General features: G+C 31.8%; 20 protein-coding genes and 1 pseudogene. 6 read left to right on the forward strand and 15 right to left on the reverse strand.

The genetic code is table 11. From position 1 onward, the window contains the following. The first annotated feature begins 178 nt into the window (after positions 1–178). On the forward strand, positions 179–3376 hold the full coding sequence (locus ACXGQW_RS11235; RefSeq protein ID WP_457822912.1) for a SusC/RagA family TonB-linked outer membrane protein: 3198 nt from the start codon (positions 179–181) through the stop codon (positions 3374–3376). 15 nt (positions 3377–3391) lie between these two features. After that, complete coding sequence (locus ACXGQW_RS11240; protein WP_457822913.1) at positions 3392–4846, forward strand: SusD/RagB family nutrient-binding outer membrane lipoprotein; 1455 nt, start codon at positions 3392–3394, stop codon at positions 4844–4846. Between the two features lie 84 nt (positions 4847–4930). On the opposite strand, the gene ACXGQW_RS11245 is transcribed toward ACXGQW_RS11240, so the two are convergent. The 9 genes and pseudogenes from ACXGQW_RS11245 to ACXGQW_RS11285 all read right to left on the reverse strand — a co-directional run bounded on the left by ACXGQW_RS11245 (position 4931) and on the right by ACXGQW_RS11285 (position 16573). Then, entirely contained in the window at positions 4931–5377 is a 447-nt protein-coding gene (locus ACXGQW_RS11245) for a hypothetical protein (RefSeq protein ID WP_457822914.1), read from the reverse strand. 175 nt (positions 5378–5552) lie between these two features. Then, the gene (locus ACXGQW_RS11250; RefSeq protein WP_457822915.1) at positions 5553–6299 is read right to left on the reverse strand and encodes a LytR/AlgR family response regulator transcription factor; all 747 of its coding nucleotides are present in this window, start codon (positions 6297–6299) and stop codon (positions 5553–5555) included. Positions 6300–6351: 52 nt separating this feature from the next. Then, a complete protein-coding gene (locus ACXGQW_RS11255) occupies positions 6352–7650 on the reverse strand; it encodes an HlyD family efflux transporter periplasmic adaptor subunit (RefSeq protein ID WP_457822916.1) in 1299 nt (432 codons plus the stop codon). 9 nt (positions 7651–7659) lie between these two features. Continuing rightward, positions 7660–9870 (reverse strand): peptidase domain-containing ABC transporter, encoded by a 2211-nt coding sequence (locus tag ACXGQW_RS11260; RefSeq protein ID WP_457822917.1) that lies wholly within the window; start codon positions 9868–9870, stop codon positions 7660–7662. Positions 9871–9995: 125 nt separating this feature from the next. Further along, positions 9996–11522: an ATP-binding protein gene (locus ACXGQW_RS11265; protein ID WP_457822918.1), complete on the reverse strand. Its 1527-nt coding sequence runs from the start codon at positions 11520–11522 to the stop codon at positions 9996–9998. 258 nt (positions 11523–11780) lie between these two features. After that, on the reverse strand, positions 11781–11930 hold the full coding sequence (locus ACXGQW_RS11270) for a hypothetical protein (RefSeq protein WP_457822919.1): 150 nt from the start codon (positions 11928–11930) through the stop codon (positions 11781–11783). A 46-nt stretch (positions 11931–11976) separates the two neighbouring features. After that, positions 11977–12237, reverse strand: coding sequence for a hypothetical protein (locus ACXGQW_RS11275; RefSeq protein ID WP_457822920.1), 261 nt, complete (start codon positions 12235–12237; stop codon positions 11977–11979). 1189 nt (positions 12238–13426) lie between these two features. After that, positions 13427–14785: pseudogene (gene hemN, locus ACXGQW_RS11280) on the reverse strand (oxygen-independent coproporphyrinogen III oxidase). A 6-nt stretch (positions 14786–14791) separates the two neighbouring features. Continuing rightward, a complete protein-coding gene (locus ACXGQW_RS11285) occupies positions 14792–16573 on the reverse strand; it encodes a hypothetical protein (RefSeq protein WP_457822921.1) in 1782 nt (593 codons plus the stop codon). A gap of 269 nt (positions 16574–16842) precedes the next feature. Here ACXGQW_RS11285 and ACXGQW_RS11290 point away from each other — a divergent pair, with 269 nt between their 5' ends. Together ACXGQW_RS11290 and ACXGQW_RS11295 are read left to right on the forward strand one after the other, a co-directional pair. Continuing rightward, on the forward strand, positions 16843–17379 hold the full coding sequence (locus tag ACXGQW_RS11290) for a YkgJ family cysteine cluster protein (RefSeq protein WP_457822922.1): 537 nt from the start codon (positions 16843–16845) through the stop codon (positions 17377–17379). A gap of 4 nt (positions 17380–17383) precedes the next feature. After that, positions 17384–17722: a hypothetical protein gene (locus tag ACXGQW_RS11295; RefSeq protein ID WP_457822923.1), complete on the forward strand. Its 339-nt coding sequence runs from the start codon at positions 17384–17386 to the stop codon at positions 17720–17722. Here the strand turns inward: ACXGQW_RS11295 and ACXGQW_RS11300 are convergent. Then, complete coding sequence (locus tag ACXGQW_RS11300; protein WP_457822924.1) at positions 17719–18909, reverse strand: exo-beta-N-acetylmuramidase NamZ family protein; 1191 nt, start codon at positions 18907–18909, stop codon at positions 17719–17721. The genes ACXGQW_RS11295 and ACXGQW_RS11300 overlap by 4 nt on opposite strands. On the opposite strand from ACXGQW_RS11300, the gene ACXGQW_RS11305 reads away from it, so the two are divergent. Beyond that, positions 18910–20145, forward strand: coding sequence for an ABC transporter permease (locus ACXGQW_RS11305; RefSeq protein ID WP_457822925.1), 1236 nt, complete (start codon positions 18910–18912; stop codon positions 20143–20145). A 118-nt stretch (positions 20146–20263) separates the two neighbouring features. On the opposite strand, the gene lipA is transcribed toward ACXGQW_RS11305, so the two are convergent. The 4 genes from lipA to ACXGQW_RS11325 form a co-directional block, all read right to left on the reverse strand. Further along, positions 20264–21187, reverse strand: coding sequence for a lipoyl synthase (gene lipA / locus ACXGQW_RS11310; protein WP_457822926.1), 924 nt, complete (start codon positions 21185–21187; stop codon positions 20264–20266). A gap of 92 nt (positions 21188–21279) precedes the next feature. Continuing rightward, positions 21280–21849 carry an RNA polymerase sigma factor gene (locus ACXGQW_RS11315; RefSeq protein WP_457822927.1) on the reverse strand — a complete coding sequence of 190 codons (570 nt, stop codon included), beginning with the start codon at positions 21847–21849 and terminating at the stop codon, positions 21280–21282. Continuing rightward, the gene (locus ACXGQW_RS11320) at positions 21846–22961 is read right to left on the reverse strand and encodes a glycosyltransferase (protein ID WP_457822928.1); all 1116 of its coding nucleotides are present in this window, start codon (positions 22959–22961) and stop codon (positions 21846–21848) included. Before ACXGQW_RS11320 ends, ACXGQW_RS11315 begins: the two co-directional genes overlap by 4 nt. A 28-nt stretch (positions 22962–22989) precedes the next feature. Continuing rightward, a complete protein-coding gene (locus ACXGQW_RS11325) occupies positions 22990–23175 on the reverse strand; it encodes a membrane or secreted protein (RefSeq protein ID WP_457822929.1) in 186 nt (61 codons plus the stop codon). 305 nt (positions 23176–23480) lie between these two features. Here ACXGQW_RS11325 and proB point away from each other — a divergent pair, with 305 nt between their 5' ends. Continuing rightward, entirely contained in the window at positions 23481–24260 is a 780-nt protein-coding gene (gene proB, locus ACXGQW_RS11330; protein WP_457822930.1) for a glutamate 5-kinase, read from the forward strand. 1 nt (position 24261) lies between these two features. Here proB and murB read toward each other — a convergent pair whose 3' ends face one another. Continuing rightward, the gene (murB, locus tag ACXGQW_RS11335) at positions 24262–25263 is read right to left on the reverse strand and encodes a UDP-N-acetylmuramate dehydrogenase (RefSeq protein WP_457822931.1); all 1002 of its coding nucleotides are present in this window, start codon (positions 25261–25263) and stop codon (positions 24262–24264) included. Between the last annotated feature and the right edge of the window lie 32 nt (positions 25264–25295).

Here is a 25295-nt window from a genome sequence, read left to right on the forward strand (position 1 = left end):
TTAAGTAGTTAAGTAATAGAATTGAAAACTATAATAATTTTAAACACGTATTAAGAATCAAAAAAAATAAGAAGCCTTTAGATTTGAATCTATATGTTTGAGAAAAATGCAATGAAATATAGCAATGTGGTTATAAATCTATAAAAATAACTTATTTTTATAAAAATAAATATATCAAATGCAAGGCAAGCTACATTTATTGATTTTAATATTGCTAATTAACACATTGTCTTTTTCTCAAGAAACGCTCAACATACGCGGAGAAGTAAAAAATAATGAAGGAGAAATACTACCGTACACGACCATTTTAAATGAAAAAAGCAGCCAAAAAACGGTTACTAATGACAAAGGAAAGTTTCGTTTAACAGCAGAAAAAGGTAGCGTTCTGTCGTTTAGGTTTTTAGGTTATAAAACTAAGGAACTAGAGGTGAGAGATAGCAACTATCTTACTATTGTTTTGGAAAAAGAAGTTAGTACTTTAGAGGAGGTTGTTGTTATTGGTTTTGGTATAAAAAGAGAAAAAAAATCTTTAGGAACTTCGACATTTACTATTAATAGCGAAAATCTTAATCACCCAGCAGCTTCTAATTTATCAAATTCCTTAAAAGGTAAAGTTCCAGGGGCAAATATTACTAGCGCTTCTTCTTCACCAGGATCCTCTTCTGGTATTCTGTTAAGAGGTATCAATTCTTTGAGTAGTTCTAATCAGCCATTAATAGTTGTTGATGGAGTACCTCTAAACAATTATTCTGTTTTTAGTGGAGATTTTACAGATTCATTTAACTTTGGTAGAGGAATTGATGGTATTAATGTAGAGGATATAGAAACTTTAACGGTAGTCAAGGGAGCATCAGAAACTGCAGTATATGGATCAAGAGCAGCGAATGGACTCATCAATATCACCACTAAAAAAGGAGAAAAAAATAAGTTGTCTGTAGATGTTAGCTCTACAGTTTCATTTTCCAATATTTTAAAAGCACCTAAATATCAAAATACGTTCGGTCAAGGTTTCTTTGGTCAGCCTTCGTTGTCAGAAAATGTATCTTGGGGTGAAAGTTTAAATAATCAAGATTTAAAATGGGGAAATACTGTTGATGGAGTACAGCAATCCAAAAGATTTTCTGCTCAAAAAAATCAGATAAAAGAATTTTATGAAACTGGTATTGACGTTGCACAAAGCATATCTCTATATGGTGGTAATGATACGAGCTATGGTAAATTATCTTTTTCAAACGTCAACTCAGATGGTATCAACCCAGGAAATTACGACACTCACGATCGAAATACTATAAGTGGAGCGTTTAGTACGCAGGTTGGCAAAATAAATTTTGGAGGAAATATTAATTATGTAAAGATAGATGGAAAATCAGTGCCTGGAGGGGAGCGTTTTTCCGTAATTAATAGTGTAATACAAATTCCAGTAGACATTGATGTTAATAGTTTGTCGGACCTTGACAATCCTTATAATACGGTAAGTAACTATTTTACTCCCTTTGCAATAAATCCATATTTTGCATTAAAGTACAGAGGAGCAACGTTAAAAGAAAATAGATTTTACGGGGCTTTATTTTTAGACTATAAATTAAACGACCTGATTACTTTCAAATATCACTTTGGTTTGGATCACAATAGCCAGAACGTAACTAGTTTTTCGGCCAGAGTAAAACCTACTGAAGGAAGTCCAAACTTCTCAAGGGTAAACGATGATGGTTTTTATGCAGAAGCCAATATTATGGTACGCCAAAACAACCACGACTTTACCATCAACTTAGAGAAAAATCACACAAAAAAAATATCGACAACTACCACCATAGGTTTAAATGTAAACGAAGTTAAAAACGATGTAAGTAGTGCATCTGTAACTACACAAGATATTTTTGGATATTATTCGTTAAATAATTCTGTAAATACTCCCGAGATAGGGAGAAATTCAATCTTAGGAAGAAGTTTAGCTGCCAACAACGATTTGAGAGATGGTTTGAGCGAAAGATTATTGTATGGTTTGTTTGCGAGTACAACGATAAGTTATAATAATCGGTTATTTATAACAGCTAACCTTAGAAACGATTGGAATTCTACACTACCCAAAAAAAATAGATCTGTTCTGTATGGGGGAATCAATTCGTCGTGGATTTTTACGGAAACTTTTAAAAATACACAGAACATACTTAATTACGGTAAATTAAGAATAGGTTATGGAGAAACAGGTTTAAGTACCAATCCTTATAATGTGTTCTCAGAGTTTTTACCCACTTCTGTAGATAACCAAGGATTTAGGAGATTAAATTTCCCATTGAATGGAATATCGAGTTATGAGCTAAGCGACCGAGCAGAGAATTTAAATTTGAAAGCCGAGAGACGACAGGAGTTGGAGTTGGGAACAGAACTATGGTTTTTGAATAACAGATTAGGATTAGATTTTACGTATTATTATGCACTAACCAAGGATCAAATTTTACCATTGCCTCTAGCACCAACCACAGGTTTTAGTCATCAAATAGCTAATGTCGGAACCATAAGTAATGAGGGACTTGAAGTGTCTTTAAATGTTAATTGGTTACGTAATTATCATGGTTTTAGCTGGAGCACTGCTGCTAACTACACGGTGTCTAATAGTGTTTTAGAAGAGTTGGATGGTAGACTAGATAAGGTAATTCTTACTGGAACAGGAACTACTAATTTAATTATAAAAGAGGGTGAAAAAATAGGGCTGATTGAAGGAAATGTACCTAAAAGGTCTCCAGATGGTGCCATTATTGTAGATAGATTTGGAATTCCCAAAGTTGCTGCGGAAAAGGAAGTTTTTGGAAATACCCAGTACGACTACACCATGGGCTTAACCAATACTTTTGCATATAAAAACCTATCATTTAGTTTTACTTTAGATACTAAGCAGGGAGGTTTAATGTACACTAGAACAGCTCACATTACTCGATTTACTGGAAATTCTATCGTAACAACTGAAGATAATAGAGAACCCTTTTTGGTACCTAATTCGGTTCAAGAAGTCATAGGTGCTGATGGGAATATTACTTACACAGATAACAATACTTCAGTTTCTAGTGGCAATTTATTTTTTTTGTATGATTCCGATTCCCAAAATAGAAATGAAGTAATAGACAAGTCTTTTGTTAAATTAAGGGAGGTTGTGTTAAAATATAAATTAAAAGATATTTTGATTTCTAAAGCTATAAAAATCAAAGAACTAACGATGTCAATTATTGGGAGGAACTTGAAGTTATGGACTCCTAGTGAAAACAAATTTATTGATCCTGAATCATCCAGTTTTGGAACTGATTTACGAGGACAGTTTGGAGAATTTTCTTTAACCCCTAATACTAAAAGCATCAGTTTTAGTTTAAAAGCTAGCCTTTAATTAAAGTTTACATTTATGAAACTATTAAAGAAACTTACATACATATTATCCCTTTTGACTTTAGGATCTTGTACCAACGATCTGGATATTAATGAAAATCCAAATCTTCCTAGGGAGGTAGATAAATCTTCGGTATTAACTGCAGCACAATCTTCCATAGCAACTTTAATGGGAGGATTTTTAACGAACTACGGTGGTTTTATGGCCCAATACCACACACAAGCACCAGGAGGTACACAGTATCTGGAGATTGAATCTTATAACGTACCACAAAATTTTACGAATAGGTTTTGGCTAGAAGCTTATGTAGGTGGAATAAAGGATTTAGACCACGTAATTGATGAGTCTAAGAAAGAAAATGACAGCGCTACCTTTACCATAGCGATGTTGTTAAGGGTTTATATCTTTCAGTTGCTAACAGATTTGCATGGAGATATACCTTATGCCAAAAAACTAAAAGGATTATCAGATTTAAATTTGAAAGTTGTAAGTCAAGAGAATATATACAAAGACTTGCTTTTGTCGGTAGATGAAGCTATGGAGACTTATGAAAAAAATCCCAATGAGTTAAGTAATAAAAATCAAGATATTATATTAAAGGGGGATATGAACGAGTGGTTAAGATTTGCCAACACTTTAAAATTAAAACTATTGATTAGAATATCTTCAACACCACAGGCTAATTCTACTGAGGTTATGAAACTTTTGTCTGAGGATAATTTTGTCAGTCGGGATATTAAGTTTGATGTTTACGAGGATATCACCAATAAACGTAATCCATTTGCAGATGTACAACTAGGCGAATTAAATGGGGTTAACCATTGTGCTAGTAATTCTTTACTGATGTTTTATAAAAACAACAACGATCCCCGAATATCAAAAGTGTATCGATTGGTAAATGGCAACACAGAGTTTATAGGTTTAGATCAAGGAGCTCACAGATCCAGCTCAGGGGGAGAATTGGCGGTGCTAAATTTTAGTGCAATTCATCCAGTATTCTTTTTCACGGTTGCAGAAAGTAATTTTTTAAAAGCCGAGGCTCAATTAAGATTTAATAATGGTTTAAATGCTAAACAGAGTTATGACAATGGGATTAGAGCGTCATTTACAAACTATGGTCTTTCTGTATCCGATGCCAATGTTTTAATACAAGGAGCGTATACTTACTCAAACGATCCTATTATAGAAAATAATATAAGGCAAGTTATGATTCAAAAGTGGGCTTCGTTGGCTTACGTAAACAACATAGAAGCTTACTTTGAACAGCTTCGAACAGGATATCCAGAAGTAATAAAAAAAGGAGAACCCCCTAATTATACGATTGGTAATTTGAAAGTTTCAGACTTGTCTAGTTTATCAGATGAAAGTACAATTCCTCAAACTATGTGGTATCCAGATATAGAAATTTCCACCAACAAGAATCTTTCTCAAAAAGATAACTTGCTACTAAAAAGTTGGTGGAATAAATAAGGTTTATTGGTTTATAAGCATAGTCCAAAAAAAAACTCTTTATATCGTACATATAAAGAGTTTTTTGTTTGAAAGCTAAACAGATTATACTGCTTGTAGTTGGGGTTGTGCTATTTTTGCGGTTAGTGTTAAACTAACACCTTCAGAATGCACTTTGCTCTCAGCATAAAGAACATAAGAGCCGTTTTGGCAAATCTCAGTTTTACTGCTGAAATCGTTTACTAATTCAGATGCTTTGAGAGTTAAGTTATATACAGGGAAATCTTTAGTTTTAGTAGAGTATATTTCTAATTCGTAACTAGCATCTTTTAAATCTTTATCGTTGGATACATACCAAGTAGGTATAGAATAAATTGATCCTTCAGGATATTCAGGAGTAGAAATTTCTACATTTTCGTTGAATGGGAATGAAGCTTGTTCTTGCTTCTTTCCGTTAATGTTTGTAATTCTACAAACTAAAACATCTTCATCATGTTCAACAGTATCACATAAACTTAATACCGATAATTGAAAGTAGGGGATTGTAATCATAGCAAAAATATTTTGGGTTAGTGAATTTTTTGAGTAAAATACTTTAATATTAGTTTTAATTTTCAATTAAAGATATAGTTTAGGTAGAGCTGTTATTTAAAATAATGTAATGAGGTAGTATATATTTAGAATTAAAAGTTGTCTTGTGGGTATTTACTTAACAATAATGTAGAACCTACCTTAACGTTCTCACTTTTTTAGTAATGTCTTTGTAGTTGTCGCTTAAGGTAGCTTTGTAACCCCCTTCTAGTAATATTAGATTGTCGGCAGGAACAATTTCCATTATTTTTTCAGTATTCACAATAAAGTTTCTATGGGTTCTGCTGAAACGATCATTTCCTAAAAATTCTAAAATCTTTTTTAACGAGATCAGAATCACAAACTTTTCTTTTTTTGTAATGATGTTACAGTATTTTTCCTCGACTTCTACATAAATAATTTCGGAAATCAATACCTTCTTTAAAGACTTCCCCTTTTTTATAAATAGATATTCTTTACCGATGACAGTATCCTCTTCTTCATTGAAAAATACATCATCTTGTTTATAAAACTTTTCTACCGCAGTTTCTATAGAATATAATATTTCTAGTTCGTTGAAAGGTTTTATCAAATAACTAAAAGGTTGCGTAAGCTTAGCTCTCTCGAATATTTTTTTATCTGTAGATGAAGTTAAAAACACTACAGGTTTAGATGAATTAGGAACAATATTAATCGTTTCAGCAAATATAATTCCGTCAGGATTACCATCCAGAAAAATATCAGCAATCACAATATCTATTTTTTCTTTATAAAAAAGTTTTAAGGCATCTTGAAGATTGGTAGCTAAAGCCACCACGGTAAAATTATTTTCTTCTAACGTTTTTATCAATCTATCACTCTCAGTTTTCGTATCTTCTATTACCAATACTCTTATGTTATCCATTTATCTAAAATTTTATGCGTTTGAGTTCGACTTTGCGAACAAAGGGTTATGCTTATTTTATATCTAATATTTCTCTCAATGTGTAAAAAATCTGTTCTATCAATCTCATATCTTCAGTTATAATTTCTGCACGAGCTTGCATTCCATTTCTAAAATTTAAGACAGAATGATTGGTCGTCGTATTTTGATTAGAGAGTTCAACAGTGGCGGTAAACATGCCGTTTTGAGATTTAGCGATTTTGGCTATGGAGTGAACCTTAGCTTTCACGGCTCCATACTCTTGAAAGGGATATCCTTTAAATTTTACGTACACTTTTTGATTGATTTTTACTTTTCCAAAGTTGTTTTGAGGTATCTGCAAGGTACCAACATAATTTTCTTCTAAGCCTAAAACATACATAAGCTCTGTGTTTTTGGTAATTTTTTGGTGATTTTGTAGTATGTCGGTAAAAATAACGGTACCATCAACAGGAGCCAGTAGCATATAGATACTTTTCCAATTAGCAATTGCGCTTAAAAGTACATTTAACGATTGTTTAAAAAGTTCTTTCTGGTCAATGTTCAATTTTTGCAAAGCGAGAATTTCTCTTTGTTTTTCCTGAATTTCAAGCAAATTTGTCGCTAAGACAGCCTCAATGTTTTTCAAAGGCAATTGATTGTTTAAAAACTCACTTTCTATTTCTAAAATTTTGTATTTAGAGATAATCTCCTTGTCGTATATTTTTTTATCTATAACAAATTTTTCACTCTGTAGTTCCGTATTTCTGTTCAATAAAATTAGCTGTTGCTTTAGGCTACTAACAATATTATTTAGTTGTACAATTTCTTTATTGAGTATATCTAATTGCTTTTGATAATAACCATTTGAAAAGAGTGAAACCGTTTCTATATAGGTTTTCTGAAAGTTTTGATATTGTGACTGAATTTCCCCCAACTCCCTAAAAGGAGATAACAAATTACTTTTTAAGTAGCTATAGTCTTTAGTTGAATTTAGAACCTGATTGATATTTCTAAGCTCTTTTTCCAAAAAAAGCACTTCGCTGTGTTTGGCCGTACTTTCAATATAAGCCAATACGTCATTTTTTTGGACGGCATCTCCGTCTTTGATGTTGATTTGAGCAATTCTACCATCGATTTTAGTAATCAAGGGTTTGGGATGCGTTTTGCTAACTATATGGCAGTCGGCAACCACTACAGCAGGATATTGTACTACAAATGTAATAGCAATAAGAGCTAACACTATAGCACAAATCATTACATGGGAGTAAGTGTAGGCCTTGCTAGGAATCAAAGATAAATAATCCCTTACGGACTCACTGTAATAATATTTTTTTTCCTGATTATTTGGCATTTTTTTAATTTATGAACCCAATTCTAATTGATTTTTCACCAATGTGTAGTAGTGCCCTTCTAAGGCCACCAATTCTTTGTGATTTCCCTGCTCTACAACTTTACCCCTATCCAACACTATAATTTGGTCTGCATTTTTAACAGTACTAAGTCGGTGAGCAACGACTACCACTGTTTTGTTGTTTTTACCCTTAAAAAAGTTATCTAAATTTTTCATAATAGTTACCTCGTTATTGGCATCTAAGGCCGAAGTTGCTTCATCAAAAAAGATGTACTCTGGATTTTTGTAGACAGCCCTTGCAATTAATATCCTCTGCTTCTGCCCTCCACTTAAACCAATACCATTACTTCCTATTTTAGTACTATATCCATTAGGTAACTCTTCAACAAACTCGTGTATGTTGGCGGTGTGGGCTGCCAGCATTAAGTTTTTTCTATTCGTTTTTCCTTCAATGTCAGATTCACTCACGTTACGAGCGATGGTATCAGAAAAAATATGACCGTCCTGCATAACAACCCCACAATTCGATCTCCAAAAATGGTTTCCCATTTGGTTTAGATTATAATTACCCACTAGAATTTCACCCTCGGTAGGTGTATCGTACTGTAATAGTAATTTTAAAAGGGTAGTTTTTCCGCTACCACTAGCTCCAACTAAAGCTGTTGTTTTTCCTTCTGGAATATGAATATTAACATTATTTAATACCATTTTAGAAGCCGAACTGCCATATCTATAACTCAAATTTTTTAATGATAAAGATTTATCAGAAGAGAGTTCGTTGATATAAGAATTTTCTAAAGGTTCTTCATTCTTTTTTTGATGAATTTCATTGAGTCTTAGCAAACTTAGTCGAGCATCTTGATAGTCTCTAATAAAACCTAGAAAATTATGGATGGGTACATTCATTTGGCCAATAATATATTGTACGGAAAGCATAGTACCTAAAGTCATTGTTCCGTTAATAACAGCCTTAGCAGCGATAAAGGTAATAGTAACGTTTTTAATTTGATCTATAAAACGACCTCCCTCATTTTGACTTTGATCTATGGCCATGCTTCTCATATCGAGTTTAAACATTCTGGCTTGCAAAGATTCCCAGTCCCATCTACGTCTTTGCTCAGATCCATTCAGTTTAATTTCTTGCATTCCACTAATTAACTCAATGGTGGTATTTTTATTTTTACTTTTTTGATCAAAATGCCTAAAGTTCATTTCAGATCTTTTTTTCATAAACAACCTAATCCAACTTACATAAAAGATAGATCCAATAGTAAAGACTAATAAAAGTGTGATATCAAAATAAGCTAGAATTAAACAAAAGACAAAAAGTGTTACAGCAGAAAATAGGACGTTTAAGGTAGTTGTTGACAGAAATTGATGGATTTCGTTATTGTCTTCTATCCTTTGCAAAATATCTCCTTTGGCTCTACTATCAAAATATTTTATGGGCAATTTCATGAGCTTGATCATAAAATCGGAAAGCATCCTCAGATTCATCCTGCTAGTAATATGCAAAACAATCCAATTACGATAAACGGTAAGCCCTAGTTCGGAACTAAAAAGTATGATTTGTGCAATTAAAACTAAGTAAACAAAATTTAAATTGAGTTTGTTAATACCTGTATCAACAATTTGTTGCGTTAAAAAAGGAAAGGTAAACTGAATAATAGTTCCAAAGAATAATCCTACTAGAATATGATAAACATATCTTTTATGAGGTTTTAAGTAACTGTATATAAATTTAAAAAGATGGTCTTTTTGTGTATCTTCTTTATCGTTTATCAGTTCAGGAGTAGGTTCCAATAAAAGGACAACTCCTTCATCTTCAGAGTTTTCTCTTTTTACACCCCATCCTTCCAAAAACTCTTCTTTTGTGTAAGTAATCAAATCATAGTTGGCAGGATCTCCAACAATAACTTTGTTCTTTTTTATTTCATATACAACCGCATAATGTCTTTCTCTCCAATGCACAATGCAGGGAAGTGGGAGCTCGTTGGCGAGTATATCAAAATTAGCAGTAAGTCCTAGCGTGGAGAAACCAATTTTTTCAGCAGCATCTACAATACCAGCCATAGTAGTTCCTTCACCATTGATGTAGGAAATCTCTCTGAGGTAAGCTAAATCTACGCTTTTGCCATGATATTTACATATCATTTTTAAGGAGGTAGGCCCGCAATCCATAAAATCATATTGATGATAGTGGGGGTAATTTTTCTTCATGCAGTTCTAATCTATGTAAAGGAATAATACATACTCTAAAAATATGTTATATTACTCAATTAAACCAATTAGATGTTATAAAAAATAACAGGTTAAGTACATCGTGGTGCTGAATAAATAGGGGATTAAGCTTTTATTAAAGAAACGATCATTTTAGTTCCTTTACCTAATTCGCTCTCTATTGAAAATTTACCCTTGTTCTTTTTAATCATAGACTTGCACAATTGTAGTCCCAATCCTGTTCCAGATAATTCTTCGTTTTTGGTTTTAGATAAATTACCATCGTCTACCATTAATTCTAAACGTGTTTTTTCATCCATTCCTTGCCCAGAATCTTCGACAACCAAATCACAGTAGTTGGGTTGATTTTGTTGTGTATATATTTTAATTATGCCACCAGGGTTTGTAAACTTTATGGCGTTATCAATTAAATTTCGCAACACTATTTTAAGTGATTCTTGATCTGCTAACACTTTGTCTTTTTTCAATACACCAAATTCAAAATCAATACCTTTATCAACCATGATAGCTGTGTAATTGTAGGCTATTTGCTCCGTAATTACGAATAAGCGTAATGTCTGTATATCAAAATAAGATTGTTTGGTTTGTAACAAAGCCCAATGCAATAAATTATCTAGCAAACTATAAGCTCCATTAACAATAGCAGTATTATTGTGTAATAAAACATCCAACTCATTTAAGTTGTTATTTTGCAGATTACTAACAAGTTTACTATTACTACTTTTTAATGCGTTTACAGAAGATCTTAAATCGTGACTAACAATAGAAAATAAACGGTCTTTGGTGGCGTTTAATTCGTTAAGATTTTCTTTTTGCGCAGTTATAATTCTGTTGGTCTTAACTTTTTCGTAGAAAAAGTATACCGAAGCAATGAGCAAAAGGAATAGTATTAAAGAAGAATAAATAAATCCTCTTTTCTGGGCCTCTTTCACTTCATTTTCTGCTTGTAAAATTTTCACCTCTTTCTGTTTTTGTTTTACAGCAAATTCTTTTTCTAGTTTTGCAACCTGCCAAATTTTATTTTGATCGTTTAGAGAATCTTTCCATTGCTCATGTTCTTTTCTGTAGGCTAAAGATTTTTCAAAGTTTTTTCTGTTCTCTTCTACTACAGCTAAGTTTCTAGCAATACTTTGTTTCAGACCATAATCATCTGTTTCTTTTGCTAGTTCGTATGCCTTGTTAAAGTAGATAATGGCTTTGTCATCCATGTATTGTTCATAATATAAAGAAGCAATGTTGCCAAAAGCTCTGGCAATTGATTGTTTTTTGGCTGAGAATTGGAGGATTTCTAAGTTCTTCAGATAGTAAATCTCAGCTTGTTTGTAATTTTTTAGTCTCAAATATGCAATACCGATATTATTTTGAGTTCCTACTATATTAGTATTGTTCTCAAGCTGTATTCTTTCAGATTCTTTAAAATACTCTATAGCTTTTTTTGTGTTGTTTAATTCTAACTCACACAAACCTAATGAAAAATATAAGTAATCCATTAGTTCAAAAGTATCATGAACTAGTAAAAATTCTCTTTTAGCTTCTTTGATAATTCTTTTTTGTAAGAAAGAACTCCCTCTATAATAATGACAAAAGTTAAGGATGTCTTTTGAATTCTTTTTTAAATTCAATTGTTTCATTGAATGTACTAAAGTGGAATCCCATTGCTTGTTTAAAAAAAAATCGGATGCTTCTTTGAAATTATATAAATGGATATATTGCTCCCTTTTTTTATGGATAATGGAGTCTACTTTAGATGCGCAAAAAACTTTAAAGGAAAAGACAAATAAAATAAAAAAAACTAATTTTTTATAGAACATTTATATGAATTGGGTTGATACTATAAATGTATTTAAAAAAAGCTTTATGATACAAATACCATAAAGCTTTTTATTTTATTAGGTGTGTGGATAGCTTGGGCTAGGCCTTGTTCCTCTATCATCAGGACCTCCAATAATTTTTTCTAATTGTTGATTGTTTAGTACTTTCTGGAAAAGTTCCTTTTTTAAGCTGTTAAAGCTTTTGTTTGTTAAGTTAGTTTTTTTCATAGCAAAAATATTTTGGTTTATATGGGGTTAGTAAACAATATTTTTTCTAAGTTCTGGTGATTCCAGTAATATATGGACTTCCTTTTAAAGGTATGTATACCTCAACAATGGCTATCCAACTCACTTCTGATGGCGGAATAAAAGCTTTACATTTAAAATGATAACAAGCCCCCGCCAATTCCTTAGATACGGAAATGGGCTTATAGGTAATACTTTTATATATTTCTAAAGCTTCATTCAGAATTTTGTAATCGTTGATCGATAACGATTCTGGTTGTGTCCATTTTTCAGCAAACTTTGGAATCATATTCATTAAAATTTTATAATGATATAATTTTTTTAGACTAGTTTGTTAAAAGAGAAATTAGTAATGAAACTAATCTCTCTTTATATATTTGACAATCGGTCACTTAAACATGAGATGTAAAAAGACTGTACAAACAACTAAACAAACTTTATCAAAAGTGTAGCTATTGGTTGGTTAAATATATTTTTCATAGCAATTTTATGAAATTTATTTACCAATAATTAAACTTTTTCATAGCAATTTTTTTTAAACACAGTTACTAATTCTCTTTCACAGCAATTAATAGTGTTTTTTCTTTTTCATAGCAATTTTTGCAGTTAAATTTTCCTTTTCATAGCATTTAACAGTAAAATCATTTTAGAACAAATTCCTTTATGGAATAAAGGTCTAAGTAACATGAAATTCAAAAAGATTTAAAATTCATTACAAACTAAAAAAACTAAAGAACTTATACGTTTCGTTTTTTATAGAGATATCTGCTTCTCTTTTTTCTTTTCCTACTCTAAAAGTACACTGCAAATGGTTTTTAAAATTTCAAAAAGTTGCTAAGGAGCCTTTTTCATCCTTAAAACGGGTTTTTTATGGAATAAAGAATAATGATGGTAGATTTAGGTTTTATAATAGTTTTCTACGTAAAATAGTATAGCCACTTAAAACTCATTTTAAAAGTTTAAAGTGGCTGCTCTAAATATTAGGGGTAAAATAAATAAGGGACTATAACAATTACTGTTTGTTACGGACAAAACTAAACGACAAAGAGTACTGAGATTGAAAAAAATGAATGAGGAGGCTTTTTTTAGGATTAAAAAAGTCCTTTTTTCTAACCTAATATTGTGAAAATTATAAATTAGGCATAAAAGGGGTAAAGACGAATAGTACAAGGACCCACATATCAAATTGGATAGTTTTCTAAGCGCTCTACTTAAGTTTTATTAAGAACGCTAAGTCGAAGATGGTTTATAAAGTAAGTCAATTCTATTTTCTTTACTATGCAGAATTTGGTAGTTGCTTTGCTTTTGGAGTTTATCAGTATCTTTTTACAAACGATAGGCAATTTGTTGAAATTAAGTCCAACAGTTTTAGACCAATCAATTATTGGTCACTTGAGAAAAAAAGCTTTTTTTAATTAATGGAGGATTGTTTAAACTCCAAACCTTTGGAGTTTAAACAAAATTGAATATTTGAAATATTAAACCGTTTTAGAAAATCGTACTTGATTACATGGGGATAAGTATTGATCTATCGCCATACAGATATTTCTAACAAAAGGTTTTCCTTTTGATGTGACTTTTATATGAGAGTTGGAGATGGTAACAAGCCCGTCTTTAACCAATGGATACATTTTTAAAGGTGCTTTTTCCAAAGTTTTTCCACAATGATTATCAGTATCCCATTTTGTTTGATAGTGACATATGAGATTTAAAATATGTTGTCTAATGATCAAATCCTCATCAGATAGAATATGACCTTTAGCAATAGGAAATATTTGATTTTTCACCAATTCTTGATACTCTTCTATGTTTTTTACATTCTGATAAAACCCGTTCCAACTATCACCTATGGAAGAGACTCCCAAGCCTACCATAACTTTGGTTTTGGTGTGGGTATAGCCCATAAAATTTCTATGTAATGTGTGATTTTTCAGAGCTTTGTACAACGAGTCTATCTTTAATGCAAAATGATCCATTCCTATATTAGAATATCCAAATTCTAGTAGTAATTGTTTTCCTGTTTCTTACATTAGTAACTTATCTTTTGCATTGGGTAAGTTTTCTTCGGAATATCCCCTCTGACCGTTCCCTTTTAACCAAGGTACGTGCGCATAGCTATAAAATGAAATTCTATCAGGCAACAATTCTTTGGTTTTCTCTATGGTGTGAGAGATATGATTGATTGTTTGAAAAGGTAAACCGTAAATAATATCATGTCCCACAGAAGTGTAACCTATTTCTCTAGCTAGTTTTGTTACACTTTTTACTTTTTCAAAAGGTTGAATTCTATGTATCGCCTTTTGAATGACATTATTATAATCTTGTACGCCAAAAGAGACACGTCTAAAGCCTAAGTCATACAAAGTTTGTAAATGTTCTCTGGTGGTGTTATTAGGATGACCTTCAAAACTAAAATCGTAGTCGTCTGCTAACTTAGAGGTACTGATAATGCAGGTCAGTAAGTACCTCAAATTATCAGCATCAAAAAAAGTGGGTGTACCACCCCCTATGTGTAGCTCTTTAATAACAGGTTTTTCATCGAACAAATTTAAATAGAGCGACCATTCCTTAATCACTGCATTGATATAAGGAGTTTCCACCTCATGTCTTTTAGTGATACGTTTGTTGCAACCACAAAACGTACACATACTTTCGCAAAAGGGGAGATGTATATATATGCTAACTCCATTAGTAGTATTGGTTCTAGTATAAGTTTCCAAAAGTTTACTTTTCCATGTTTGAAGTCTAAAGTCATTTGTATTCCAATAAGGAACCGTGGGATAGCTGGTGTACCTAGGACCAGGAACATTGTATTTTTTAATTAAATCTATATCCATAACAGCTTATTTTTGTTGCAATTGAGTTTGTAATCTTATTACCTGTAGGTATTTGTTAGACAATTCGTTTAGCACATCTGAATGATTTTCAACTAATTTGAACCATTGATCTCTGAACAAATTTTGATAGTATTTAATTCCTTTTAGAAGATTATTGGAAAAACTAATCAAAACTTTTGTTTGCTGAGGAGTACTATCGTTATTAATACCTTTGATTTGCTCTACAAAATAATCAAGATACATACTCAGTTCCTTAAGAAACATATTAGGTCTATTTTTGACACTGATAATATTAGTTTTTCCATAGATGTGGTCTGTCATACGAGATAAACTTATCTTTTTATTGAAATATGCCAGGTTGGGACCAGGACATACAGAAACACCATCTCCTTCTTTTTTAGTTTCAATATCGTATTTCAAAAGTGCAGAAGTACCCAACCCTACACAAATACAAGACTTTTCAGTAATCTTATTTATTTGTGCCTTTTTTTGATTTGCATTTAATTTAATATCTCCGTTGATTTGATTGATTTTTAAATATTGGTATTCTATAGAGGCCGTACACAAACCTTCTTTTTTAAACTCGGTGTTCAAGGCCACATGCTTTTTAGGACAAGCACTACCAGGTCTGTTTTTGTGAATGTTTTCAGCTTTTTTTAAATCTTTAGTGTTTCCTTTTAAGTTGTTAAATCTTACTCCTAATGGCGAAATATCACTCAGATAGAGATCTTTTTCGTTGGTATCGGCTAATTGATTTAAAGTGTTTTGGTCAACAGAAGTCACTTCAGGAACAAGTAAAAAAGGAGATCCCCAGCCTACTGAGTTTAATTGGTAGTGCTCTAATAAAAATTGATGTTCTTTATAAGTTCCTACACCTCCTTGAGCAGTAATTTTTAACTCAGGTAATAGCGTGTTGTTTTTGAGTTTTTTAAGTAGCGCATTGCTATACAACTCATAAGTAGTATGGTAAAGGTGTTCTTTGTTTTGTTTGAACTCCTCTAAAACAGGTCCTATCAAATAACCGTTGGTGGCAAAAGCGTGTCCTCCACAATTTAAGTCTGATTCAATTCTATATTCAGAAACCCATAAACCCTTTTTTGCAAGATATTTCCCTTGGACAATCGCAGATCTATAATCGCTAACTTTTAAAATAATTTTCTTCTTAAAAATTCCATCCTTATCAGGATAAAAATCATCAAAAGATTCCAAATAATTATAAAGTTTAGGATTCAACCCAGCAGAAAATACAACCGAAGAGCTAATTTTAGAATTGGCAAAACCTCTAAGAGCTGCATGAGCATCATTATATTCAATAGGTAAAACACCATCGTTTCCAAAATTTACTTTATCAACCTTGGTCATAATGTTAACATCAATACTTCCAGGTTTCAGATTCTGTCTAATTAAACCTCTAATTTCTTCAATATCGTTGCTGTTATTCAACCTCAATTTAAGCTCAGATGTGTCTGGGAGATGCTTAATAAAATCTTTAACTCTATGGCACTTTAAGGTGTTTGTATTTTTAAGTTTGGTTATTTTATCTTGAATTAAATGATGAATGGTATCTAGGTACTTAGTAATTCTCAGAGCTCTATAATCAAAAACGTTACTGGTAATTTCCATGTACGATATATCGTTTTTTAGGCTGTGATATTTTCGGAGTTTTTCGAGCAAAATATCATCTACAAGTGATATTACAGAATCTATTCCGTATACAGCAACTTTGAGAGGGCTATCTGCTGTGTAGCCAATTCCCATAACAGGGATGTGAAAAGAATGTTTTTCCATATATATAATAATCGAATATTCTAAAACAAATGTATTTTCTATACAGGCTTAGAAAAATGATAATTGTCACATGGTGATTGTAACTAATAGAAAAAAGAGATAGGTAGCTTGTAACTAACATCAATTTTTTGTTCAAAAAAAACTTGGAATTTGTCTAGAGATGGATACTTTATAGACTCAAATTTCAGCAAAAACCATCTTTTAATTATTGTAGGATAAAAACGATGGGTTGAGTTTAGTTTCTTTATTTTTGCTATATGAGTAAAACAATGCAGGAAATAATTGAAGGGTTGCCCAAAAAAGTTCACGACTTAAAAAAAGAAAATATTTCTTACTTTAAAAGGTTAAAAAAACGAACTCCCAAAAATTTAGATTACACAGTACAGGAACTTCACGATAAAGAATTTCAGAAAACGAATTGTTTAACTTGTGCCAATTGTTGTAAAACTACAAGTCCGATGTTTTTTCCTAAGGATATAGAAAAAGCTGCAAAGTTCTTAAGGATGAAAGAACAGAAATTTATGGACACTTACTTGGAACGTGATGAAGATGACTGCTACGTGCTAAAATCTGCACCTTGTACTTTTTTAGATGAAAGCGATAATATGTGTATGATTTATGATGCACGTCCTAAGGCTTGTTCCGAATATCCTCATACCAACAGAAAAAAGTTTATTCAATTGACAGATTTGACTATGAAAAATTCTGAAATTTGCCCTGCAGCTTTCAATATAGTGGAAGCATTAAAAAAAGAAATTCCTATGATCGGAAATCCAAAGAACGAGAGATTTAAAAAAGGAAAATAAACAAATGCTGATAAGGTCTTCTAAGTTTTATGGGTTTTGCTATGCTGATGAAATTTCTGAAAAAGAGTTTTTTGCCAAAAATTTCGAAGCTAATATTGAAGATGAATTTTTGATATTATCCTTTACTTTTGTGAAAGGATTAGACAAAGCGTTGATAGAAAAAAACGTAGGGTCTTATCGTTTTTTTGAAATAGAAGATACTTACATTATGAACAAAGTTGTAAAAGTACTAAATGAGTTTCCTGCGATAAGGAAAGTACAGTTACATATTAAAAATTCTTTTGTAACCAAGGTAAAACATTTGAAAATAACCGTTAAGGGATTAAAGATAAGCTTGGATTAGTAGCACAAATACTTTGATCGTATTTTTAAAAAAATTTCAATATCTTTTTTCCAACTTAATTGAATTTCCTTAGCGCTAAGACCGCTCTTTATTTGTTTTTCTAAAGTAATATCTCCAGCATGAATGGTAAATGTCTTTCCAAAAAATGATTCTTTTTTAGGGTACTTTTGGTAAGCATCAATCAACCACTTAATTTGTACAGTGTTGAGTTTTGGAGTTTCTCTCAAATTTACCCCGTAACATTTTTTGTTTTGATCTTTAGGATATTTACTACCAAAATTAGATTTGGGTACGTAGCTAAAATCAGATTTTGGGAACAATGAGCTTCCGTACTGTTGAAATTGATGTTCAGTTCCTCTACCAGCGTTTATGGGAGTTCCTTCGAAGAAACCTAAACTAGGGTATAGGTTGATAGCTTTGTCATTAGGCAAATTAGGGGAAGGTCTGATAGGCAAATGATAAGACAATTGGTGATGATAGTTTTTTAATTTAATCACGGTTAAATCACAATGTACCTTTTCCTTTAACCACTTCTCACCGTTAATCATTTTTGCATACTCACCAATGGTCATACCATATACAAGAGGTATAGGATGTTTACCCACAAAAGAACTGTAGTTAGGGTTTAATATAGGACCATCTACATAATGCGCATTAGGGTTGGGTCTATCAAAAACAATTAATGGAATATTGTTTTCTGCACAAGCTTCCATCACGTAATGTAAAGTAGAGATGTAAGTATAAAATCGAACCCCTACATCTTGGATATCAAAAACTACCACGTCTAAGTTTTTTAAATCAGAAGTTTTAGGTTTTTTGTGGTTTCCATACAAGGATATAATGGGAAGATTTGTTTTTTTATCAATACCGTTGGCCACATGTTCCGCAGCATCTGCTTTGCCTCTAAAACCGTGTTCAGGAGAAAAAACTTTTTGAATATCAATTTTTAAGTGGATTAAAGAATCTACCAAATGCGTGTAACTACTATCCGATTTAAAAATGACCGAAGTCTGATTAGCTACAATCGCAACTCTTTTATTCTTTAATAAAGGCAAGTAATTTTGCGTTTGATTGGCAGCGACAACTATGTTTTTATTTTGAGCCTTACAAGAGGATAATAAGGTAAAGAATAATAATACAAGAATTAAAACTGTATTTTTGAAAACCAATTTAAAGGAGATACCCATTTGAAGTTTGAATTATTTATAGCGAATAGACTAACAAAGTCCACTGAATATAAAAATAGTGTTTCATCGCCAATAATAAAAATTGCCATTGCAGCAATTGCGTTAGGAATGGTAATGATGCTGATTTCTATAGCAACTGGAGTAGGGTTACAAAAAAAAATTAGAGAGAAAGTTGCGGGGTTCAATGGACACATAGTCATTAGTAATTTTGATAACAATCACTCAAAAACTACACAATCTCCTATTTCGATTTCTCAAAATTTTTATCCGGACTTTAAACAGGTTTCAGGAATTAAACACGTTCAGGTATTTGCGACAAGACCTGGAGTGATTAGAACAGAAACAGATTTTGAAGGTATTATACTCAAAGGAGTAGGGAAGGATTATGATTGGTCTTTTTTTAAAGAATATTTGTTAGAAGGCAATTTGCCTACATTTGGTAGCAAAGTTTCAAATGAAGTTATCATATCAAAGCAGATATCCGATAGAATGAGGTTGATGTTAGGTGATGACTTTGATACTTTTTTTGTTAAAGAAACTAACAATAATTTGCCTAAAAGGAGGATTTTTAAAATTGCAGGAATATACGATACTGGATTTGACGAGTTCGATAAAAATTTAATTATTGGAGATATTAGACAGGTACAAAAGCTAAATAAATGGAAAGAAGATAAAGTAGGTGGTTTTGAGGTTTATGTTGAAAATTTTGAGGAAATAGAAAACAAATCTGCTGAAATATACCAATCTATTGATGCTACTTTGGATTCTAAAAACTTATTTGAGCAATTCCCTCAAATATTTGAATGGTTAAAACTTTTTGATGGAAACATAGCTATTATTATTGTAATTATGATTGTGGTTGCAGGGATTAATATGATTACCGCTTTGTTGGTTTTAATTCTAGAAAAAACGCAACTAATAGGAGTCTTAAAAACGATGGGGGCGAGTAGTTGGTCTGTAAGAAAAGTTTTTTTATACAACGCATCCTATATTATCGGTAGAGGTTTACTTGTAGGAAACGCAATAGGTTTGTTGGCTTTATTTTTACAGTACCAATTTGAGTTGATTACCTTAAATCCCAAAAACTACTACGTACATGTTGCTCCAGTTCATATTTCCGTTTCACAGGTGGTTCTATTAAATGTAGGTACACTATTGTTATGTGTATTCATGATGTTGATTCCCTCGGTTATCATTACAAAAATAAGCCCGGCAAAATCTGTTAAGTTCTCATAAAAAAAAACCTTCAATAAATTTTATTGAAGGTTTTCCTAAACTAACTTAAACTAAACTAAATTTTGAAAAAAATATTTTCTAAATATATTATATAGTTTACAAGTACCATGCCAAAAAATTAATTTACGTGTTTTTTTGCGTGATAAGAAGATCTAACTAAAGCAGAGCTTTCCACGTGCTTAAATCCTAAAGATTTCGCGTATACTTCATATTCTTTAAATAATTCTGGAGTAATAAACTCTTTTACAGGTAAATGCTTTTTACTTGGCTGTAAGTACTGACCCAAAGTAACCACATCAACATTTACGTTAGCAAGATCTCTCAAACTCTCAAAAACTTCTTCTTTCTTTTCTCCCAAGCCAAGCATAATTCCTGACTTGGTTCTTCGTTGTCCCTTTTCCTTTAAGTATCTTAAAACTTCAAGACTTCTGTCGTATTGTGCTTGTATACGAACCTCTCTTGTCAAACGTCTAACGGTTTCTAAATTATGAGAAATCACCTCTGGAGCCGCTTTAATCAGTCGGTCAATCTGCGTAGTATTTCCTTGAAAATCGGGAATTAAAGTTTCCATGGTAGTATTTGGGTTTGCCCTACGCACGGCAGCAATGGTTTCAGCCCATATAATAGACCCTCCATCTTTTAAATCATCTCTATCTACAGAAGTGAGTACAGCATGTTCAATTTTCATAATTTTAATAGAACGAGCTACTTTTTCGGGTTCGTCCCATTCTACAGTTTCTGGCTTTCCCGTTTTAACACCGCAAAAACCGCAAGAACGTGTACAAATATTTCCCAATATCATAAAAGTTGCGGTTCCATCTCCCCAACATTCTCCCATATTAGGACAACTACCACTCGCACAAATAGTGTTTAATTTGTATTTGTCTACCAAACCTCTTAGTTCCGTATATTTTTTACCTACAGGTAATTTTACGCGCAGCCAATCTGGTTTTTTGTTACCCACAGGAATAGTTCCTGGATTGGTGGTCGTAATTTCTTTATTAGGTAATACAGATTTGAATGCTGTGGCTTCCGTACTCATAGTTGCTAAATTTATAGCGTAAAGATACAAAACAGAGTTGATAGCTGTTAAACTCAACAAGATAAAATGAGCCGATACTTAATCAAACACAATTAATTATTTTGATTATAATTTGTGATGATTTCAGCCAAAAGTTTTTTTGCTCTGAGTAGCTTAACCTTTACATTATTGATGGGTTCATTTAATTCCGCAGCTATTTCTAAATAAGACATATCCTGAAAATATCTCAAGTTAATTACTTTTTGGTACTTAGGTTTTAGCTTTTTGATGTTGTATTTTAATTCAGATAGATTTTGTTCAATAATAATCTTATCCTCGGGAGTAGGGTTTTCATCAAATAGTTTGTGAATTCCCTTGTTATCCTCTTCTAAAGAAACTGTTAATTTCTTTAATTTTCTCAGTTCGTCAATCAACAAATTTTTACCGATAGTAAATAGCCAAGTTTTAAAGTTATAGGTTTCGTCAAACAAATCTATTTTATCAAACGCTTTAGAAAAAGTGATGATGGTGATATCTTCTGCATCAATATCATCGTTGTTAATTTTGGACTGAACAAATGTGTGAACATCATTCCAATACAAATTAAGAAGATAATTGTAAGCCGTTTGATCTCCATTTTTGGCAGCTTTGATATGGGCTTGCAAAATGTTTTCTGTTGTCATGACCACTGCCTAGGTTTAGATATTGTATTAGAGACGTATAGGTATAGTTGAAAAATCAGTAAAAATAAGTCGAGTATTGGAATAATAGCAACAATTCCTTTTTCTTTTAATTTTTTTGCAGCAACTCCTACCACAATATATTCACTAAAAAATTTAAAAGCAACTAAGCTAATCATCATTATAAGGTGAGACCTATGGTTAATAAAGCAAAACGAAATTGGAAAAACAATCCAGAATAATAGTCTGTTCAAGGCATATAAACCTAAAAGAGTTTTGTGTCTTTTCTTGTAATATTTTGCAGTGCTTATATGTCTTCTTTTCTGGGTAATCAGTTGTTTTAGAGTTGTTTTAGGTTCAGAAACCATAAAAGTATCACTATCAAAACAAATAGCTGTGTTTTTTTTATGGGCAATTTTGTTGATCAACAAATCATCGTCACCAGACATAATATTGATGTGTTCATTAAAACCTTTGTTTTCAATAAAAAGTGCTTTGCTATACATTAAATTTCGTCCCACCCCCATATATGGAGTACCAATTTTTGCAAATGAAAAATATTGCAGTGCTGTGATTAAGGTTTCAAACCTAATCAGTTTATTTAAAAAACTATTACGTATTGTTTGATAAGGTCCATACCCTAGTACAATCGAATTTTTAGAACTAAATTGATTCACCATCAATTGAATCCATTCTTTGCTATTAGGAATACAATCTGCATCGGTAAACAACAAACAATCATTCTTAGCAGCTTTGATACCCAAGGTTAATGCATACTTTTTATTTCCATGAAAATGCTCTGAGGGGGTAACATTAACAATTTTAATAAAAGAATATTTATCTGCATAAGCTTCAAAAACGTCTAAAGTTCGGTCGCTAGATCTATCGTTGATAAGTATAATTTCAAAATGGTCGTAATTTTGTACAACGAGCTTAGGAATTAATTTCTCTAGGTTGTCAGCTTCATTTTTAGCGCAAACTATCACAGAAACAGGAACGTTAATATGCTCTGTTTTTTTAGATTTACTAAAGTTGAAAAAGTTAAAAATAAAAACATAAAAACAACTGTGTATTACAATAATGGTAATACATATTGCTAACAATGTAATGTACATATAAAGGATGTATGTTGGCTATAAAAGACTATTTGTTCTCGCAATCTTCGGGCATTTTACCACAAAAACCGCAAGGCTCTCCAGATTTATTAAAATTACTGTTTTGACTTGCACAAGTTCCAGAAAACTCGCCGTTTTTTTTACCCCAAATTTTAATAGCAATTCCCGCAAAAGCCAATGCCAACAAACCTAATGAAATTAAAAAAAGTTTCATATGAAATAATTTTCTCAAAGATACAATTTTAAGAATAGTTTGTGTTTTTATAATTGTTATTTTATATAAGTAAGGATAATTATAACTCATCATCAAATAAAAGTCTTTTTTGAAACTTAATGATGAATAGAAAACTATAGCTCTTTATTTAAGAGTAATAGCATTTAGTTAAGTTAAAGCCAAATTATGTAGAGGTATTTGCAAATAGATTTGGGAATTTATAGAAGATAATTCAATTCTATTCATTAATAAGCTTTATTGTTTCATACTTTTGTCATGTCATTAATCAATTTTTAATAAAAAATATGTACGATCAGTTAATTGTGGTAAAAGTAGGTACCAATGTAATGAAGAACAAAAACAATAAAATTGTAAGACCTGTGCTTCAAAATTTGGTTTCTCAAATAGCCAATTTATATGAACGTAATATTATGACCATTCTGGTGTCTTCTGGATCTGCCATTGCAGGGAAAGAAGTTTTAGGCTCTTCTAAAATAAAAGACAAATCTATAAGAAGACAAGTATACTCATCTATTGGTCAACCAAGAATGATGAGATTGTATTACAATATTTTTCATGATTTTGGAATCAATTGTGCTCAGGTACTGCCCACTAAAAGAGATTTTCAGCCAGGAGTACATAGAGATAATATGATTAATTGTTACAAAGGTTTGTTGGAAGAAGGTGTGATTCCAATCGCCAATGAAGATGACACGGTATCTTTAACATCAACGATGTTTACAGACAACGATGAGATGGCCAGTTTGGTAGCAGAACTAGTAGAGGCAGACAAATTAATTATTCTTACTGATATAGATGGTGTGTATACAGGAAATCCTAGTGATGAAAAGTCAGAATTGATAGAGGAAGTATCTTCTACCGAAAATATAGACAAATACATTCAAGAAAATCAGAAAGGAGAAGGTGAAGGTAGAGGTGGAATGAAGTCTAAAATTGACGTGGCTCAAAAATCTGCTAGAAAAAATATTCCCACCTACATTGCTAACGGTAAAACCGAGAATATTATTTTAGATATTATTGAAGACAAATACGTAGGAACACTTATTTCAAAAGACGTGGGTTAATTTAAAAGACATTAACCTCTATTTCCAAAACAATATTAAAATTTTTCTTAACTTTTTCTTGAATTTTTTTGGCGACAGCATAAATTTCATTACCTGTAGCATCACCATAGTTTACAAGTACCAAAGCTTGTTGATGATGAACTCCAGCATTTCCATAAGATTTTCCCTTAAAACCAGCCTTTTCAATTAACCAACCTGCAGGTACTTTAATTTGTGTATCGGAGACAGGGTAGGAAGGAATGTTAGCGTATTTACTTTTTAATTGATGAAATAAGTTAATATCAACAATAGGGTTTTTAAAAAAACTACCTCCATTTCCAATTTCTTTAGGATTTGGGAGCTTGCTGTTCCTGATGTTGATAATAGCATTACTAATTTCTTTTAAGCTAGGGTTTGTTTGGTTTTGTAGTTCGTTTTTAATAGCTCCGTAAGAAATATTAATATGGTGGTTTTGAGTCGTTAATTTAAAAGTTACGCTCAAAATAATGTATTCTCCTTTGTGTGTTGTTTTAAATATAGAGGTACGGTATCCAAATCCACAATTTTTATTGTAAATTTTTTCTATTTCTAAGGTTTGTGTATTTATTACTTCTACAAAAAGAATTGTGTCCTTAACTTCAACACCATAAGCACCAATATTTTGTATGGGACATGTACCTACATTACCAGGAATTAAAGATAGATTTTCTATTCCTCCATAATTCTGATCAATACACCACAAAACAAATTCGTGCCAGTTTTCTCCTGCCATTGCAGTCACCTCCACGTAGTCTTTAGATTCGTTGTTTACAATAACTCCCGTAATGTTGATGTGAGCAACAGTTTTGTCAATATCCTTAGTTAGCAACATATTGCTACCACCTCCAAGCACAAAAACCTCTGTTTTTTGTTGTAATAAAGTTTTGAGTTCGGTAATGGTTTTTACAGAAATAAACTCTTTGGCTAGTACATCAACACCAAAAGTATTGTGTTCTTTAAGGGAGTAATTTTTTAAATATTGCATGTTGTAAAGATGAGATTTTAAACCAAAAAAGC

The organism is Wenyingzhuangia sp. IMCC45533, from assembly GCF_054111225.1.

Excerpts from the sequence above, each read along its gene's own strand:
- murB (WP_457822931.1), bottom strand. The coding sequence starts at position 25,263 with ATGCAATATTTAAAAAATTACTCCCTTAAAGAACACAATACTTTTGGT.
- ACXGQW_RS11255 (WP_457822916.1), bottom strand. The coding sequence starts at position 7,650 with ATGCCAAATAATCAGGAAAAAAAATATTATTACAGTGAGTCCGTAAGG.
- ACXGQW_RS11285 (WP_457822921.1), bottom strand. The coding sequence starts at position 16,573 with ATGGAAAAACATTCTTTTCACATCCCTGTTATGGGAATTGGCTACACA.
- ACXGQW_RS11270 (WP_457822919.1), bottom strand. The coding sequence starts at position 11,930 with ATGAAAAAAACTAACTTAACAAACAAAAGCTTTAACAGCTTAAAAAAG.
- ACXGQW_RS11325 (WP_457822929.1), bottom strand. The coding sequence starts at position 23,175 with ATGAAACTTTTTTTAATTTCATTAGGTTTGTTGGCATTGGCTTTTGCG.
- ACXGQW_RS11245 (WP_457822914.1), bottom strand. The coding sequence starts at position 5,377 with ATGATTACAATCCCCTACTTTCAATTATCGGTATTAAGTTTATGTGAT.
- proB (WP_457822930.1), top strand. The coding sequence starts at position 23,481 with ATGTACGATCAGTTAATTGTGGTAAAAGTAGGTACCAATGTAATGAAG.
- ACXGQW_RS11300 (WP_457822924.1), bottom strand. The coding sequence starts at position 18,909 with ATGGGTATCTCCTTTAAATTGGTTTTCAAAAATACAGTTTTAATTCTT.
- ACXGQW_RS11295 (WP_457822923.1), top strand. The coding sequence starts at position 17,384 with ATGCTGATAAGGTCTTCTAAGTTTTATGGGTTTTGCTATGCTGATGAA.
- ACXGQW_RS11290 (WP_457822922.1), top strand. The coding sequence starts at position 16,843 with ATGCAGGAAATAATTGAAGGGTTGCCCAAAAAAGTTCACGACTTAAAA.
- ACXGQW_RS11275 (WP_457822920.1), bottom strand. The coding sequence starts at position 12,237 with ATGATTCCAAAGTTTGCTGAAAAATGGACACAACCAGAATCGTTATCG.
- ACXGQW_RS11250 (WP_457822915.1), bottom strand. The coding sequence starts at position 6,299 with ATGGATAACATAAGAGTATTGGTAATAGAAGATACGAAAACTGAGAGT.
- ACXGQW_RS11260 (WP_457822917.1), bottom strand. The coding sequence starts at position 9,870 with ATGAAGAAAAATTACCCCCACTATCATCAATATGATTTTATGGATTGC.
- lipA (WP_457822926.1), bottom strand. The coding sequence starts at position 21,187 with ATGAGTACGGAAGCCACAGCATTCAAATCTGTATTACCTAATAAAGAA.
- ACXGQW_RS11320 (WP_457822928.1), bottom strand. The coding sequence starts at position 22,961 with ATGTACATTACATTGTTAGCAATATGTATTACCATTATTGTAATACAC.
- ACXGQW_RS11315 (WP_457822927.1), bottom strand. The coding sequence starts at position 21,849 with ATGACAACAGAAAACATTTTGCAAGCCCATATCAAAGCTGCCAAAAAT.
- ACXGQW_RS11235 (WP_457822912.1), top strand. The coding sequence starts at position 179 with ATGCAAGGCAAGCTACATTTATTGATTTTAATATTGCTAATTAACACA.
- ACXGQW_RS11240 (WP_457822913.1), top strand. The coding sequence starts at position 3,392 with ATGAAACTATTAAAGAAACTTACATACATATTATCCCTTTTGACTTTA.
- ACXGQW_RS11265 (WP_457822918.1), bottom strand. The coding sequence starts at position 11,522 with ATGAAACAATTGAATTTAAAAAAGAATTCAAAAGACATCCTTAACTTT.